The 16,465-nt window shown below is 65.3% G+C and carries 11 protein-coding genes; 5 read left to right on the top strand and 6 right to left on the bottom strand.

The window, feature by feature from the left end; genetic code table 11:
* The first annotated feature begins 203 nt into the window (after positions 1 to 203).
* On the top strand, positions 204 to 3,479 hold the full coding sequence (locus RBB18_RS11590; protein ID WP_306110672.1) for a Hint domain-containing protein: 3,276 nt from the start codon (positions 204 to 206) through the stop codon (positions 3,477 to 3,479).
* An 18-nt stretch (positions 3,480 to 3,497) separates the two neighbouring features.
* Here the strand turns inward: RBB18_RS11590 and RBB18_RS11585 are convergent, their stop codons facing one another.
* Positions 3,498 to 4,037, bottom strand: a complete 540-nt coding sequence (locus RBB18_RS11585) for a flavodoxin domain-containing protein (RefSeq protein WP_274592432.1) — start codon at positions 4,035 to 4,037, stop codon at positions 3,498 to 3,500.
* 97 nt (positions 4,038 to 4,134) lie between these two features.
* A complete protein-coding gene (locus RBB18_RS11580) occupies positions 4,135 to 4,911 on the bottom strand; it encodes a gamma-glutamyl-gamma-aminobutyrate hydrolase family protein (RefSeq protein ID WP_306110671.1) in 777 nt (258 codons plus the stop codon).
* Between the two features lie 297 nt (positions 4,912 to 5,208).
* On the opposite strand from RBB18_RS11580, the gene pepN reads away from it, so the two are divergent.
* Positions 5,209 to 7,761: an aminopeptidase N gene (gene pepN, locus RBB18_RS11575; RefSeq protein WP_103762386.1), complete on the top strand. Its 2,553-nt coding sequence runs from the start codon at positions 5,209 to 5,211 to the stop codon at positions 7,759 to 7,761.
* A 159-nt stretch (positions 7,762 to 7,920) separates the two neighbouring features.
* Here pepN and RBB18_RS11570 read toward each other — a convergent pair whose 3' ends face one another.
* Positions 7,921 to 8,742 (bottom strand): transglycosylase SLT domain-containing protein, encoded by an 822-nt coding sequence (locus tag RBB18_RS11570; RefSeq protein WP_306110670.1) that lies wholly within the window; start codon positions 8,740 to 8,742, stop codon positions 7,921 to 7,923.
* A gap of 140 nt (positions 8,743 to 8,882) precedes the next feature.
* Here RBB18_RS11570 and RBB18_RS11565 point away from each other — a divergent pair, with 140 nt between their 5' ends.
* Positions 8,883 to 10,190 carry a hypothetical protein gene (locus RBB18_RS11565; protein ID WP_306110669.1) on the top strand — a complete coding sequence of 436 codons (1,308 nt, stop codon included), beginning with the start codon at positions 8,883 to 8,885 and terminating at the stop codon, positions 10,188 to 10,190.
* A gap of 355 nt (positions 10,191 to 10,545) precedes the next feature.
* Here RBB18_RS11565 and RBB18_RS11560 read toward each other — a convergent pair whose 3' ends face one another.
* A complete protein-coding gene (locus RBB18_RS11560; RefSeq protein ID WP_306110668.1) occupies positions 10,546 to 11,781 on the bottom strand; it encodes a DUF2235 domain-containing protein in 1,236 nt (411 codons plus the stop codon).
* 173 nt (positions 11,782 to 11,954) lie between these two features.
* On the opposite strand from RBB18_RS11560, the gene gatB reads away from it, so the two are divergent.
* The gene (gene gatB, locus RBB18_RS11555) at positions 11,955 to 13,466 is read left to right on the top strand and encodes an Asp-tRNA(Asn)/Glu-tRNA(Gln) amidotransferase subunit GatB (protein ID WP_306110667.1); all 1,512 of its coding nucleotides are present in this window, start codon (positions 11,955 to 11,957) and stop codon (positions 13,464 to 13,466) included.
* Positions 13,467 to 13,653: 187 nt separating this feature from the next.
* Here the strand turns inward: gatB and RBB18_RS11550 are convergent, their stop codons facing one another.
* A complete protein-coding gene (locus RBB18_RS11550; protein WP_103762381.1) occupies positions 13,654 to 14,136 on the bottom strand; it encodes a thioesterase family protein in 483 nt (160 codons plus the stop codon).
* Positions 14,137 to 14,230: 94 nt separating this feature from the next.
* Between RBB18_RS11550 and RBB18_RS11545 the strand changes: the two genes are divergently transcribed.
* The gene (locus tag RBB18_RS11545; protein WP_103762380.1) at positions 14,231 to 14,959 is read left to right on the top strand and encodes a FadR/GntR family transcriptional regulator; all 729 of its coding nucleotides are present in this window, start codon (positions 14,231 to 14,233) and stop codon (positions 14,957 to 14,959) included.
* A 180-nt stretch (positions 14,960 to 15,139) separates the two neighbouring features.
* Here RBB18_RS11545 and RBB18_RS11540 read toward each other — a convergent pair whose 3' ends face one another.
* Entirely contained in the window at positions 15,140 to 16,411 is a 1,272-nt protein-coding gene (locus RBB18_RS11540) for an ABC transporter substrate-binding protein (RefSeq protein WP_306110666.1), read from the bottom strand.
* Positions 16,412 to 16,465: the final 54 nt, after the last annotated feature.

The raw sequence follows: 16,465 nt of genomic DNA, 5'->3' as shown, positions 1-16,465 counted from the left end.
AAAAATCTTACTCTCGCCACATTCCATCCGAATTCAGGCCAAGCCCGGATTCTAATGTCGCTCCCAACGTCGGACATCAAACGAACCGACCACGACTAAGCGGATCGAGTAGGATTAATGGTGATCAGGGTTAACAGATGCCCCCGTCCGGGGGCCTTGCGTGAGGCATCGCGCCCGCGTGCGCGGCGCCAGCGGCGCGCACCATGACCACCTACACCGTCACCACGGCCAACTGGAACGACCCGGCCTTCTGGGCGGCGGTCTCGGAATCCGCGGGCGGCAACACACTGGATTTCTCCGCCCTGCCGGAACCCTATGCCATCGACATCGACAAGGCGACGGGCCGGATCAGCCTCACCGACGGCGCCTCGACCTTCACCGTGGGCGAGGCGGGCTATGGCGGAGCCTCCGACGCCAGCTTGGGCGGCAGCACCCTGCTGGACCATTTCGAAACACTGACTTTCGGCGACGGCGATCACACCGTCACCGGCGATGCAGACTCCGAAACCCTCACGACCGGCACCGGCAACGACACGATCACCTATGGCGACGGCGCCGATACCGTTCATGCGGGCGATGGCGACGACCTTGTCGACGATGCCCCCGGCATCAACTCGACAGGTACTGGCAGCCGCGTTCATGCCCAGGGCGGCAACGACACCGTCTTCGGCACCGGCGGGAACGACACGCTGGACGGCGGCTCCGGCAATGATCGGCTGAACGGCGAAGCCGGAGACGACCACATCTTCGGCGGCGACGGCGCCGACACCATCCTGGGCGGCACCGGCAACGACCGCATCTCGGCCGATGACTTCGTGCCCACAGGCCCCAACCTGATCGTCAACGGCTCCTTCGAAGACACCACCGGCATGACCCCCGTGGGTTTCGGCTTCCAGGGCACCGGCGGCACCGTCCCCGGCTGGACCGACGCCAATGGCAGCTCCGTCGATTTTCACAATGACGGGCGCGGCGGGCTCACCGCCACCGATGGCGCCAACTGGCTCGACATGGAAGGCGACGCGGGCCAGCAACTTGTGATCTCCCAGACCGTCACGGGCCTTCAGCCTGACGGGATCTACCAGCTCAGCTTCGACGCGGGCGATCTGTCCAACGCCGATGACGGCACGGCGCAGGACAACACGATCGACGTCTACTGGAACGGACAGCTGATCGACAGCATCGATCCCCCCGATGGCGGATGGCAGACCTACACCTACAACCTCGTCGGCGGGGCGGGCGACGGCACCGGCACGCTGGAATTCCGCGGCGCCGGGGCCAGCGATTCCGAGGGCCCGTCACTCGACTCGGTCGAACTCTACGCCACGACCGAAACCACCGGCGCGAATGACTTGGTGACCGCCGGGGACGGCAACGACACGGTTTTTGCGGGTGCCGGGGCCGACACCGTCACGGGCGGCGCGGGCGATGACAGCATCGACCTGGGCGCGGGCGACACCGCCACCGACACGGTCGTTGTCTCCGACGGCGACGGCGCCGACACGGTGACCGGCTTCGAAGGCCCGGTCGACAACGGCTACGGGACTTTCACGGGAAAGGATCAACTGGATCTCTCCGGCGCGACCGACGCCGCCGGCAACCAGCTCAATACCCGCGACATTACCGTGGGGGACGACGGATTCGGCAACGCCTTGCTCAGCCTGCCCAGCGGCGACAGCATCGTGCTCGTCGGCATCGCCCCCGCCGACCTGTCCGATGAAGACGCACTCGCCGCAATGGGCGTCCCCGCACCCGACGACATCGTCGAAGGCACCGCAGGCGCAGACAGTATCGACGCAAGCTATACCGGGGATCCCGAAGGCGACGCCGTCGACGCTGCCGACAACGCCACCGGCACGGATGCCGATTCCATCATGGCGGGCGCGGGTAATGATACCGTCCATGGGGGGGCCGACAACGATACCGTGCGGGGCGGCACCGGCGACGACCAGATCGACGGTGGCACCGGCAACGACACCCTCTACGGGCAAGGCGGCAGCGACAGTCTGCGCGGCGGCGATGGCCACGACCTTATCGACAGCCGCGGCGGTGACGGCTACGGCCTGCCCGACACCGGCTATACCGATCCCGGCAATCCCGGCCTGAACTACGCCTCGGATCCCGACCCGTTCGATGACCGCGACACCGTCGATGGCAGCCTCGGCAATGATCGCATCCTGACAGGCGACGACGACGACGTCATCACCGGCGGCGCGGGCAACGATACCATCGACGCGGGATTCGACGCCGACAGCATCACCGGCGACGTGGGCGCGGACCTGATCGAAGGCAATGCCGGGCGCGACACCATCGACGGCGGCACCGAGGACGACCTGATCTACGGCGACGTCTCGGCCTCCAATCCGCTCTATCCCTACTACCCGCTCTACAACCTGCCCAACGACGGCACCGACCAGAACCCCGGCGACAACGCCGACAGCATCCTTGGCGGCGACGGCGACGACACGATCTTTGGTCAGGACGACGACGACACGATCTCGGGCGGTCAAGGCCACGACGTGATCGACGGCGGCCTCGACGCCGACATCATCACCGGCGGAGACGGCAACGACAGCATCGACGGCGGCGACGGTGCCGACAGCGTCGACGCGGGTGCCGGCAATGACAGCATCACCGTCGATCAGGGCGATACCGTCACCGGCGGCGACGGCGACGACACCTTCACGCTTCGGGATCTCGACACCACCGGCACCGGCAACGGCGCCATTTCCATCGCGGGTGGCGAAGGCAATGAGACCAATGGCGACACGCTGATCCTCACCCCGGACGTGGGCCGGAACGACATCACTTTCTCCGACAGCGATCCCGGCACCGGCATGTCGGGCAGCTTCACCATGGCCGACGGCACGTCCGTCACCTTCTCCGAGATCGAGAACATCATTTGCTTCACCCCCGGCACGATGATCCTCACCAGCCATGGCGACCGCGCGATCGAAACCCTGCAACCCGGCGACATGGTCGTGACGCGCGACCAGGGCCTGCGCCCGATCCGCTGGATCGGCAAACGCACCGTGCAGGGCCACGGTCGCTTCGCCCCCATCCGCGTCGGCGCCAACGCGCTCGACCCCACGCGCAAGGGCCTTTTGGTGTCACCCCAGCACCGCATCCTCTACACCGGCTATCGCGCCGAGCTTCTCTTTGGCGAGTCCGAGGTGCTGGTACCCGCCAAGCATCTCGTCGACGGGCGCGACGTGCTGCGCCAGCCCCGCGACGAGGTCACGTATATCCACCTGATGTTCGACCACCACGAGGTCATCTACGCCGAGGGCTTCGCCACGGAAAGCTTCCACGCCGGCGACGTTGGCTTGGGCGCCATCGAAGAGGCCGCCCGCGAGGAACTGTTCGCCCTCTTCCCCGAACTGCGCACGGCGCCCGGACACCACCTGGAAACCGCCCGTCCCTGCCTGAAGAAACACGAGGCCGCGCTGCTGATCGAAGACACCGACGGCCCGCATTACTGAGGCGTTTCGCAATATGCTTTAGGCCGTCGCAGCCTTGGCCCATGCCGTCACGACCCGGCGCAAGCCATCCCAATCGGTGTATTCCGTGTCGCAATGCGGATCGACCGTTTCGCCTTTTACCGCCGCGATGTAGCGCATCGCCCAGGCGCGAAAGAAATCATACTCCGTGAATCGAAACGCACCCGCCACCTGTTCCACCTCTGCGGGACGATACCCCGTGTCGTCGCAAAACGCCGCCACGATCCGCTCCAGATCGGCCCAATCCTGCGCGTCGTCCCCTGCGGCGGCCAACGACACCGACAAAAACAGCGACGGATGCGCGCTCAACGCGGCGCCGTGCTGCGTCGCGAATTTCATCATGTCCTTCTGAAACCGCCCCAGGTGGATCGACGCCGCCAGAAGGCTCGCGTCATAGCGCGCCGGGTCAAGGTCACGGGTCCGCCCGCTGACCTGCAACAGCTCCACGCTGTGTCCCGCCTCGATCAGCAGGTCGGCGCAAAAGCGGCATATCTTCCGGGTCTGCCCCTCGGTCGTGGCATAGGCAATCAGGATGTTCATCGCAGGATCCTCCCATCTGGAACGGAAAGGATCGTCTCACGGCACCACAGCGCGCGCCTTGTCCTGCATCAATGTCCCGGACCTGCTTTAACGGGCCTCAGGCCGAGCGCAGCGCCGGCCCGCGCTCACCCGCCTGCCACGCGCGCGCCGCATCGCCCAGCGCCTCGAACAGGCACCGGCTGACCGGGTCGTTCGCCGCATTCCACTCCGGGTGCCACTGCACCGCCAGCGCAAAGCCCGGCGCGCCCTCGATGTAGACGGCCTCGGGCGTACCATCGGGGGCATAACCGTCGATCACGACGTTCTTGCCTTCCCGGATGATTCCCTGCCCGTGCAGCGTGTTGGTCATCACCTTCTCGGACCCCATCAGCCGATGGAAAACGCCGCCTTCGACAAAGCTCACCTCGTGGCGCAGCGCGAATTTTTCCTCCAGCGTGCCGTCAGGCGGCATCCGGTGGTTGTCACGCCCCGGCAATTCGCGGATCTCGGGATGCAACGTCCCGCCCATCGCCACGTTGACCTCCTGGAATCCCCGGCAAATCCCCAGGATCGGCTGTCCACTGGCCACGCAGGCCCGCACCAGCGGCAGGGTCAGCGCATCGCGCTCACGGTCAAACGCGCCATGCGCCTCCGTGGCGTCCTCGCCATATTCTTCGGGATGAATATTGGGCCGCCCGCCAGTCAGAACGAACCCGTCGCAGATCTCCATCAACTCGTCGACGCTCACCAGCGCGGGGTCGCTCGCCACCAGCATCGGGATACAGTCCGACACCTCCGACACCGCCTCGGAATTCATCCGCCCCACCGCGTGTACGGGATAGCGGTCGTCGATGGAGTAGCTGTTGCCGATAATGCCGATCACGGGGCGCGTCATGTCTATCCTTCACCTGCTGCGATTACGACCTAAGGATAATATCCCGCACAGATAAGAAAACCTCAACATGCGCACAAGCGGGACTGCAAATTTGCCGCCCCGTTAACTATTTCCAAACCCGCACCGCCTAGTTTCAAGGCGCAGGCGGAGGTACCACCCCCGACGCGCCACTTTGCATCCCGGCGCGAGGGGGGCCAAGGCGCGTCCGTCTGTACCAGCGCCCCCGTTTCCGCGTTGCCTCCCCTGCCGCATCGCCCTACCCTCCGCGCAAACCCTGCACAGCCGGAGAGACACGCGATGAAAGACGCCGCCCCGCAAGCCATCTACCTTGCCGATTACACGCCCCCCGCGCACCTGGTGGATCACGTCTCGCTCACCTTCCGGCTCGACCCGGAAAAAACCCGCGTGATCAGCAAGATCGCCTTCCGTCCCAACCCCGACGGCCCCGGCGGCCCCCTGCGCCTCGACGGCGAGGACCTTACGCTCATCTCCGCCCGCATCGACGGGGCCGAGGTCACGCCCGACATCACGCCCCGCGGCCTGACCATGCAGGCCCCCGACGCCCCCTTCACCTGGGAGGCCGAGGTCGAAATCGCGCCTATCGAGAACACTGCCCTCGAAGGTCTCTACATGTCGAACGGCATGTATTGCACCCAGTGCGAGGCCGAGGGCTTTCGCAAGATCACCTATTACCCCGACCGCCCCGACGTGATGGCCACGTTTGACGTCCGCATCGAAGGCGACGCGCCGATCAAGCTCTCCAACGGCAACCCCCGCGGGTCCGGTGACGGTTTTGCCGAATGGCACGATCCCTGGCCCAAGCCTGCCTATCTCTTCGCGCTCGTGGCGGGCGACCTGATCAACCACCCCGACACGTTCACCACCAAGTCCGGCAAGCACGTCGACCTCAACATCTGGGTCCGCCCCGGTGACGAACACAAATGCGCCTTCGGCATGGAAGCTCTCAAGAAGTCCATGAAATGGGACGAGGACACCTATGGCCGCGAATACGACCTCGACATCTTCAACATCGTCGCAGTCGACGATTTCAACATGGGCGCGATGGAAAACAAGGGGCTGAACATCTTCAACTCCTCCGCTGTTCTGGCCAGCCCCGAAACCTCGACCGACATGAATTTCCAACGGATCGAGGCGATCATCGCGCACGAATATTTCCACAACTGGACCGGCAACCGCATCACCTGCCGCGACTGGTTCCAGCTTTGCTTGAAGGAAGGTCTGACCGTCTTCCGCGACGCCCAGTTCACCGCCGACATGCGCTCGGAACCCGTCAAGCGCATCGACGACGTCATCACCCTGCGCGCGCGGCAATTCCGCGAGGATAACGGGCCTCTCGCCCACCCCGTCCGCCCCGCCAGCTTTGTCGAGATCAACAATTTCTATACCGCCACCGTCTACGAAAAGGGCGCCGAACTCATCGGGATGCTGAAGACCCTCGTGGGGGATGAGGCCTACTACAAGGCCCTCGACCTTTATTTCACCCGCCACGACGGCGACGCCGCCACGATCGAGGACTGGCTCAAGGTGTTCGAGGACACCACAGGCCGCGACCTTGCCCAATTCAAGCGCTGGTACGAGGACGCCGGCACCCCTCGCGTCGCCGTGTCCGAAGACTATGCAGACGGCACCTACACCCTCACCTTCGAGCAATCGACGCCCCCCACCCCGGGACAGGACGACAAGCCACCGCGTGTCATCCCCATCGCCGTCGGTCTCCTCTCGCCGAACGGCGACGAGGTGCAGCCCACAAAAGTGCTCGAAATGACCGAAACCAAGCAAAGCTTCACCTTCGACGGCCTGTCGTCGAAACCCGTCCCCTCCATCCTCCGCGGCTTCTCCGCGCCCGTCATCGTCGACCGCGACACCACAAACGACGAACGCGCCTTCCTGCTCGCCCACGACACCGATCCCTTCAACAAGTGGGAAGCGGGCCGCGACCTTGCCCGCGACGCCCTTGTCGCCATGATCCGCGACGGTGCTGCGCCCGACGAGGCCTATATCGACGCCGTGCACACCATGGCCCGCGACGACAGCCTCGACCCGGCCTTCCGCGCATTGGCCCTCGGCCTTCCCAGCCAGGACGACCTCGCCCAGACGCTCCATGACACCGGCACCACGCCCGACCCGCAGGCGATCTGGGACGCCATCGAAACCCTGCGCCACGCCCGCGCCGAGCGGATGCAGGACACCGCCACGCGCCTTTACGCGCAGTTCCAGGTGTCCGAGCCCTACCGGCCCGACGCCGAGCAATCCGGCGCACGGTCGCTCGCCAACGCCGCGCTCAGCCTCATCAACCGGCTCGACGGCGGCACGCAGGCGCAGAAACAGTTCGATTCCGCCGACAACATGACGCAACAACTTGCCGCCTTCTCCTGCCTGCTTCAGGCCGGCAAGGGCGATGCGGCCACGAAATCCTTCTATGACCAGTGGCAGCAGGACCGCCTCGTGATCGACAAGTGGTTCATGATGCAGGTCGTCCACGCCGCCCCCGAAGATGCCGCCGCAACGGCCGCCCGCCTCACCGAACACCCTGATTTCACGATGAAAAATCCCAACCGCTTCCGCGCCACACTCGGCGCGCTCACGATGAACGCGGCAGGCTTTCACCACGTCTCGGGCGCGGGCTACGAACTTCTGGCCGACTGGCTGATCAAGCTCGACCCCCTCAACCCGCAAACCACCGCGCGGATGTGCTCGGCCTTCGAGACGTGGCGGCGCTACGACGACACCCGCCAGGGCCTCATCAAGTCCCAGCTCGACCGCATCCTCGCCACGCCCGACCTCAGTCCCGACACGACCGAAATGGTGACCCGCATCCGCGGCACCTGACTTTCGCGCAAGCTCTACAAGCTTGACGGGCAGGCCAGCTTCGAGCCGCTTCTGCGGTCATCACCGCCACGGCGCAGGCGGGCAACGGCGACATCAACGCCAAGCAGCGCGAGGCGCTCGACGAGATCCGCCGCGCCGTCCGCATCAAGTGATCAGGGGCTACTCGATAACCGGAATCGGCTGCGGCTCGGGCGCCGCATCGGCGGACGCCGGCAGTTCCTTCACGGCGGCCTCGCCCCCGGCCACCTCCGGCAGGTCCTGCACGACGGGCTCGGTCCCGATCGCCTCCGGTTCGGGCGCGGGCAAGGTGCGCACCACCACAAGGTCAGCGGGCCGCGCCTGCGGGCGCACGCTGCTCATCGGCTTGCAATAGGTCTGCCGCCGCGTCCAGGCCATCATGTCCTGCCGTTTGCTCCGGCTGTGCAGCGGCCCCCAGTCGGCGGCCACGCCGCGCATCCCCCGCGACACCACGCCATCCCGCGCCACCGTCTTGGTCATGATCCGGATCGCGCAGCTCAGGTTCGTCGGCCCGTGCTTCAAATCGCCTCCGCTCCGTCCGCGACACCCGTAAAGCCTTGCGGTCGAGGGCAGGATCTGCGTCAGCCCGTACCACCGCCCGCCCCCGCCCACGGCGTAGGAACGATAGGTGCTCTCGTGCTTCACCAGTGCCGACAGAAAGCCGACCCAAAAGGCCCGCCTTTGCGCGGGACCGGCATCGGGATAGGCCGGGCACCAGTCGCCGATGTCGCGCGGCACGATCTCGGTCAGCGGCCTGCCGTGATCCTTCAGCGCGGCCAGCGCCGCCCGTGTCCAGAGCTTGGAATCGCCTTTATGCTCCCACCGCGTGCGCGGCAGGTTTCCGTCGCGCGCGGGGGGGGATATCCGCGTGACCACGCCGTCCTTCAGGAAAACCGCGTCCTCTCCGGTCGCGGCAAGTGACTGAAAGCACAGGCATAAAAAGAAGGCAGCAAACCTGAGCATCGGCGCAGTCTGCCCCGAACCCCCCTGCGAATCAAGAACATAAGGGGGATAGGCAAATTCCCTCTTGTCTCCGCAGCAGTGCCGCTTTTTGGCCGGATTGCCGGGTCAGAAAGACCCTGACATAACGAGCAGGCCGAAGTATGGCACGACAGCCCCGACATGACAGCGCGCAGAACGGCGCGACCCGCCCCCATTCCGCTAAGGCGCCGCGCGGCCTGAGCAAGTGGTTCGGCCCACGCAGCGCCCCGGCCCGCGCCGGGACGGCACCGCGTCGCGCTGCCGAGGATATCGATTCCCTGGCCAAGCGCATCATCGTCCCGTCCCTGCCCGTCTCGGACGAGGAAATGGCCCGCGCCACCCACCAGGACCGCGGTCTGCAACTGGCCCGGCAAGAATCCTGGGATACCCTGTCGGACAAGATCCAGTATGCCGATCACACCCGCCTTGCCACCTCGGGGGGCGAGACCGCCTCGCTGCTGCTGGCCGCCGGCGCGCGCAGCGATATCGTCGCCGCCGCCGAGGACGCCTTGCGTGACGGCCAGCACCCGCCCGACGACGCCATCGAGGCGCTGGAAGAGGTGCTGGACGAGATGCCGGGCGACTACCCGTCGGCCCTCGTCGTGGCGCTCGCGCATATCGACATCGCCTGGGCGTGGCGCAATATCGCGGCGCGCGACGACCCCGCTGCCGCCGCCCGCGCCATTGCCCGGCATATCGCCAGCGCCGACGCCATACTGGAGCCCTATGACGGCCCCGCCATCGACGCGCCTTCGATCGCCGCCGCCCGCTGTGCCCTGATCGCCGCCTGTGAAACGCGCGGCCGCCGCGTGGCCGAGGAATACGAGGCCCTGATCGGGCTCGACCCCGCCGGCCACCGCCATATCCGCGCCATGGGGCGTCACATCCTCCCGCCCTATGCCGGCGGGGTCAACGCACTCGAGGTCGCCGCCCGCCGCATCGCCGCGGGCACCGAAGAAACCTGGGGCGCCGGTGCCTATACCTGGGCCTATCTCGACGCCCTGTCCCTCGAGCCACGCGCGCTGGACTTGCTGGAACCCGGTTTCTTCATCGAAGGGCTGCGCGACATCCTCGCCCGCAAGGACGACCAGCACATCATCAATCTTCTTGCCGCCTTCTGCGCCATCGCCATGGCGCCCGGCGCGGGCGACCGGGTGCTCTCGCCCCATGCCGACCGCACGAGGACCGAGATCCACGACTGCGTCGACTGGATCCTCGAACATCACCTGCAGGAACTGCACCCGCTGATCTGGTCCCAGACACTCCTGATGCCGGGCCACGCGCCACTTCTGCCGTCGCGCCGCGCGCTCATCGCCAAGGGCCGCCAGACCGCCCTTCGTATCATCGCCGCGCGCTTCGCCGGGCATATCGCCGATGGCTCCTCGCTCACCTTCTCGCGCCAGGGCATGTACCGCCTGCCCGCGCTCTGAGAGCGTATGGGAGGGATTGTCGCGGAATCTCCGGCGGGTCGGTAATGAGCCCTTGTGAGACACGGGTATCGAACCCCCAGCCGGTTAACAGCCGCGACGCGGCCCGGCCATCGTCAGCCCCTCCCTTGGGCTGGCGATTTGGCTGAGGCTGGGCGCACCGATCCTTCCGAGGATGTATCTGGCAGGCATAAAGCGCTTTCGAATTGCCGTCGGATCGCCACCCCAGGAGTTGACGCTCGCCTCCGTCGCGAACGGCAGCGAAATCCGCACAACCGCCTTTCGTAATCACGACGCCTTCGCGGTGGAGATGCAACATCGTTAGACGACCAAGGACCCGTTCCGTTATTCCATGCCGTCAGGCGTCCCCCTCCACCTCTCCCACCACCACGTGATCTTCCGGGATATTGGGCTGCGGATAATCCGCCTTCGTCCCACGCCGAACGAAAACCGAGTCATGCACCCGCGCGCCCTCGGGAATATGCCGGTACTCGCAGAGCGGCAGGTAGAACCCCAGGAACGTCTTGCGCCGGCTCAGGCTGTAGCGCGTCTTGTAGAACGGCAGGAACTCCACCAGCTTCCAGCCCAACGTCATCGACTCGTTCGGCCGCGCCAGCGGGTCGGGCGCGACGTACCGCCCGTCCGGATCGTCTCCCAGAACCAGCCGCCGCACCGTGGACTCCTTGAACGTCACCCCCAGCGGGCGCAGCTCGTCGATCATCCAGGCCAGCGGAAATTTCGCCAACTGGCTGCGCTTTTCCGGATAGCCGCCGCCCACATCTCCATGCACGCCGGAAAACCATACCTCGTCCACGTCCTGCGGCGCGATCCCGCTCTCGTCGCGGGGCCGGAACGCGCTGCCCCAGTATTCGCCGCCCCCGGGCCAGGGCGTCGGCAGGTACATCGTCCGCCGCTCGTCGATCGCCAGCGCGTGGCGCACCGACCGCACCGAAGGATTCTCGGACACATGCGCATGGTTGCGGATGCGCGGCAATCGCGCGCTCCATTCGATCACCGACCCCACCGTGTCAAACAGGCCCAGCGCCCGGATCGCCGGCCGCCGCGGCCGCAGCATCCGCTCGAACAGGCGCACCTCGGCGAAGGGGTTGCGCTCCGGCTCCCGCGCGTCGGTCACGTCCCGTCCCGTCGTCCGGCCGATATTCTTGTAGGCCCGGTAAGCATAATTCAGCAGGTTCAGGTTCCGCGCGTCGATCAGCCCCAGCGCGTGGATGAAACCCGCCAGCACCCGGGCGGTATAGGCGCCCCGGCTGAATCCGATGATATAGATGCGGTCCGGCTCCTCGTCGGTCACGTTCTCGCGTTTGCCGTCATCGTAATGTTCCACCAGAAAGCGGTAGGCCTCCTTCACGTTGGCATCCAGCCCCCAGCCCGTGATCAGCCCAAAGACCTCCACCGCCCGGCGCCAGAAGGACAGCCAGGCGTTTTCCGCCCCGAAAGTTCCCACCCCGGGATCGTAGAACACCAGCTGGTGCTCGTCCTTCTTCAGACAGCCGTAAAGCCGCAGGATATTGGTCCGGTTGCGGGCAATCTCGTTCGACGTCCCGTCGCAGAGCAGGATGATGTTTTTCGGCATGGGCGACCTTTGTGCTTAAAAGAATTCTGGCGAAAAAACCGGCACAACCTTAAATCAATGCGACTAGTCTAACGCTCAACCGCACTTCCGCCAAGCCCGTCGCGCAGACGCCCTTGCCCGCGCCTGCGCTCTGGCCTAGAACCGCGCTGATACCTTGAACGGAGCGCGCAGACATGCTGGACCTGACCTATGAGACCCCGAAACCCAAGGTGATCGCCGGGGCGAAACAGGACTGGGAACTCGTCATCGGGATGGAGGTCCACGCCCAGGTCGCCTCGAACGCCAAGCTCTTTTCCGGCGCCTCCACCCGCTTTGGCGCCGAGCCAAATTCCAACGTCGCCTTCGTCGACGCCGCCATGCCCGGCATGTTGCCCGTGATCAACGAATTCTGCGTCGAACAGGCCGTGCGTACCGGCCTTGGCCTCAAGGCGCAGATCAACCTGAAATCCGCCTTCGACCGCAAGAACTACTTCTACCCCGACCTGCCGCAGGGCTACCAGATCTCCCAGCTTTACGAGCCGCTGGTGGGCGAAGGCGAAATCCTCGTGGACATGGAGCCCGGCATCGCCCGCCTGGTGCGGATCGAACGCATCCACATGGAACAGGACGCGGGTAAGTCGATCCACGACATGGACCCCGCCATGTCCTTCGTCGATCTCAACCGCACCGGCGTGTGCCTGATGGAAATCGTCAGCCGGCCCGATATCCGCGGCCCCGAAGAGGCCGCCGCCTACGTGGGCAAGCTGCGCCAGATCCTGCGCTATCTCGGGACGTGCGATGGCAACATGCAGAACGGCAACCTGCGCGCGGACGTCAACGTGTCGATCTGCCAGCCGGGGGCGTATGAGAAATACCGTGAAACGGGCGATTTCTCTCATCTGGGCACCCGCTGCGAGATCAAGAACATGAACTCCATGCGCTTCATCCAGATGGCCATCGACGTCGAGGCCCGCCGCCAGATCGCCATCGTGGAATCCGGCGGCAAGGTGGACCAGGAAACCCGGCTTTACGATCCGGACAAGAACGAAACCCGCTCGATGCGCTCCAAGGAAGAGGCGCATGATTACCGCTACTTCCCTGACCCCGACCTCCTGCCGCTGGAAATCGAACAGGGCTGGATCGACGACATCGCCGCGTCCCTGCCCGAACTGCCCGACGAGAAAAAGGCCCGCTTCGTCAAGGATTTCGGCCTGTCGGAATATGACGCCAACGTCCTGACCGCCGAGCATGAAAACGCCGCCTTTTTCGAGGAAGCCGCCGCGGGCCGCGACGGCAAGCTGACCGCGAACTGGGTCATCAACGAGCTTTTCGGCCGCCTCAAGAAGGACGACCACGCCATAACCGAAAGCCCGGTGTCGCCCGCGCAGCTGGGCGGCATCGTCGATCTCATCGCCTCCGACGCCATCTCGGGCAAGATCGCCAAGGACCTCTTCGAGATCGTCTATACCGAGGGCGGAGACCCCGAAAAAATCGTCGAAGAGCGCGGCATGAAGCAGGTCACCGATACCGGCGCGATCGAGGCAGCGGTCGACCAGATCATCGCCGACAACCCGGCGCAGGTCGAAAAGGCCAAGCAGAACCCCAAGCTCGCCGGCTGGTTCGTCGGCCAGGTGATGAAGGCCACGGGCGGCAAGGCCAACCCGAAGGCCGTCAACCAGATCGTGGCGCAGAAGCTCGGGCTCTGACCCCCGGAATTTTCATACGAAAATTCCAGAGCCCAGAAAATTCGAACGAATTTTCTGGGCCTTACACCACAGCACCGCCAGATCGCGCCCGGGGCACGCCGATAAAGCCGTCGGTCACCATGCGCTATTCTGCGATAAAATTCTACGAAGCTTTTCTGACATAGACCCTCGGCACCGGGAGCCGACGCTAGCCGCGGCGCCGCAATCCGATGCCACGTCCCGCCGCCTCGGGGCGCGGCAATGTCGCATGCGCCTGTGCCACCGTGCGCAACCGCGACAGAAGCTCACCCGGCATCGGCGCCACCTTCGGCCCCGACTGGTCCACGTGCAGCGCAACCCCCTCGCCCGTGGCCACCACGGTACCATCCTCACGGATCAGCTCCTGGAAGCTGTGAAATCGCTTCTCGTCGTGATCGAGGATGCGAAACGCGCCCTGCACCCGGTCGCCCAACTTCAGCTCGCGCAGATAGCGCACATGGAACTCCGCCGTATAGGTGGTGCACCCGCTGGCGGCACGATAGTCCGGCCCGAAACCGATCTCGGCATAAGCCTCGTCGGCGGCGCGGTCGAACAGGACGGTGTAATAGCCCATGTTCATATGCTCGTTATAGTCGATCCAGTCCGCCTCGACGGTCTGGAAGCTGGACAGGAAAGGTGCAGGTTCGCTCATGCGCCCCGCATATCACGCGGGTGGCGGGCATGACCACGCTTTACGCGCCCACCAGACCAATTTATACCAGTTACACCGAAATTGGTCTGGTCCGATGAGCACACAAACCGAAGACACCGCCCCCGAACTGCGCCTCGCCCACCCGGTTGGCGCCACCGTGCAGATCGTCGTCGACACGCTCTTCGCACGCATCAAGTCCGAGGAATATCCCCGCGACACCCGCCTGCCGTCCGAGCGCACACTGGCCGCCGAACTGGGCGTCGCCCGCAACACCGTGCGAGAGGCGCTCGACGTGCTCGAAGGCCAGGACGTGATCCGCCGCCGCCCCGGGGCCGGCAGTTTCGTCACCTACCGCTCCACGCCCCAGACCGTCCCCTCGCCCGATTCCGTCGCCGGCGAGACCAGCCCCCTCGATCACCTCGTCGTCCGTGGCATCCTGGAACCCGAGATTGTCCGGCTGGCCGTGGTGAACATGACGCCGCGCATGCTTACCGCACTGTCCGAAACCCTGTCGCGGATCGAAACCGTGACCACCGATATCGACGCCTTCATCGCGCTCGAGGAACAGCTCTACATCCAGATCGCCGAAGGCACCGGCAACGCGCTTCTGGCCTCGTGCTACCGGCTGGCCATCGACACCTACCACGAAAGCTATCGCACCCGCCTGCGCCGCCGCGCGCTCACGCCGCGCCGGATGCAGGAGTACCAGAAACGCTACAACACGCTCTACAACGCCATCGCCTCGCGCGATGTCGGTCAGGCGGTGGAGTTCATCAAGCTGCATCTCGTCGAGGAACAGAAACTGCTTCTGCAAGACGATTGACGCGCATTAACCCCGGTTAACGCAGGGCCAAGACTTTTCAAAAAGTCTTGGCAAAAGTTTTCAAAAAACTTTTGCACCGCACGCCCTGTTCACACCCGGGGGACGCAGTATCGCACCGACGCAATACAGTCGGACATACCGACGCGATACCGACGCGGGTTTTCGGGGTTCGGATCGCGTTTACCTTTGAGTCGCGTCCTCGTCCTGCACCACCCGCGCCCCCAGCGCCAGCACCCGCTCATAAGACAACCGCTGCTGCCACATCTGCCCAAGGTCCTGCATCTCGGCACGCAGCAGATCCTCGTACCGCCGCAGCCATCCCGGCACCGATCCGAACGCCACGACCCGGGCTCGCCCTTCCTCGATCCGCACCACCGGCCAGTCGCCGACCAGCGCGTTGTCGATCCCGAACACCTCCGCCCCCCACCACTCGGCGGGGCCGAAGGCGTGGGTCACCTCGCCCAGTTGTTTCATCGCCGCCAGCACGCTTGCCGGCGCGACACTGTCGGCCTTTTCCACGGCGGCATGCCAGATATCCAGGATCGCCGCATATTCCCAGCTCACCGCGGTCCAGCTGTCGGGGTAAAGCGCATTGTATTCCTCGTAAAACGCATTCGGCTGGTTGAAGAAAAACGCCTTCTCGCTCAACGCCGGATCGTCGAAATCGGGAAACTGGAACACCAGCCCCTCCATGAAATCCGCACCCAGCCGCTCGACCAGCCGGTCGTAGTGATCGCAGGTGCAGGACAGGATTTGTCCTTTGAATCCATTGGCATGCGCGTATTCCGTCATGGCGTGCACCATCGGCGTATAGCTCGTGCACCAGCACAGGATGTCCGGTTTCGCGGCCAGCATCGGCCCCACCACGTTCTCCGCCGGCGCGCCTTCCGCGGGGTACTGCACCTCGTGCACGATCTCGATTCCCGCTGCCTTGAACGCCGCGCGGTAGGTCGCCAGCGACGGCAGGCCCATCCCGTCCTGCTGTGCGCACAGCGCAACGGTCTTCAGCTCCGGGCGTTGCCTTCTCAGCCACTCCACGCCGGTCACCACGTAGACCGGATGAACCTCCGACGGCGCGATCAGGTAGGGCGCGTCCGGCGACAGGTCCGACGGCAACAGGGTCGAAGTCAGGATCCGCTTGTCCATCAGGCTCTGGCCCACGGCGCGATAGGCGTCCCCGCCCAGCATCATCATCAGCTTGATGTCATGCTCGCGCAGTAGCGCCTGCGCCCCCTCGCGCGCCGCGTCAACGCTTTCTCCACAATCGAATGCATGAATCCGGATCGGGTAACGCCGCCCCCCGATCAGTACGCCGCCCGCGTTGTTCAACCACCGCTCCCAGATGCGGCAGCCCTGCAATCCGGGCAGGCCCCAGCTTTCGGCCTGGCCCGACAATGGCGCCAGAAAACCGATATCCACCGTCCGCGCCATGCCCACCGACAGGCGTGGCATCACCCCCGAAAGGGCCAATCTTTGAGCAAAACTAGATGTTTCCGCGGCCACCGC

The sequence above is a fragment of the Roseovarius sp. MMSF_3298 genome, from assembly GCF_030733705.1.
Lineage (GTDB): Bacteria > Pseudomonadota > Alphaproteobacteria > Rhodobacterales > Rhodobacteraceae > Roseovarius > Roseovarius confluentis.
Note: the sequence above shows the minus strand (reverse complement) of the source record. Positions and strands in the feature narration are given on the sequence as shown.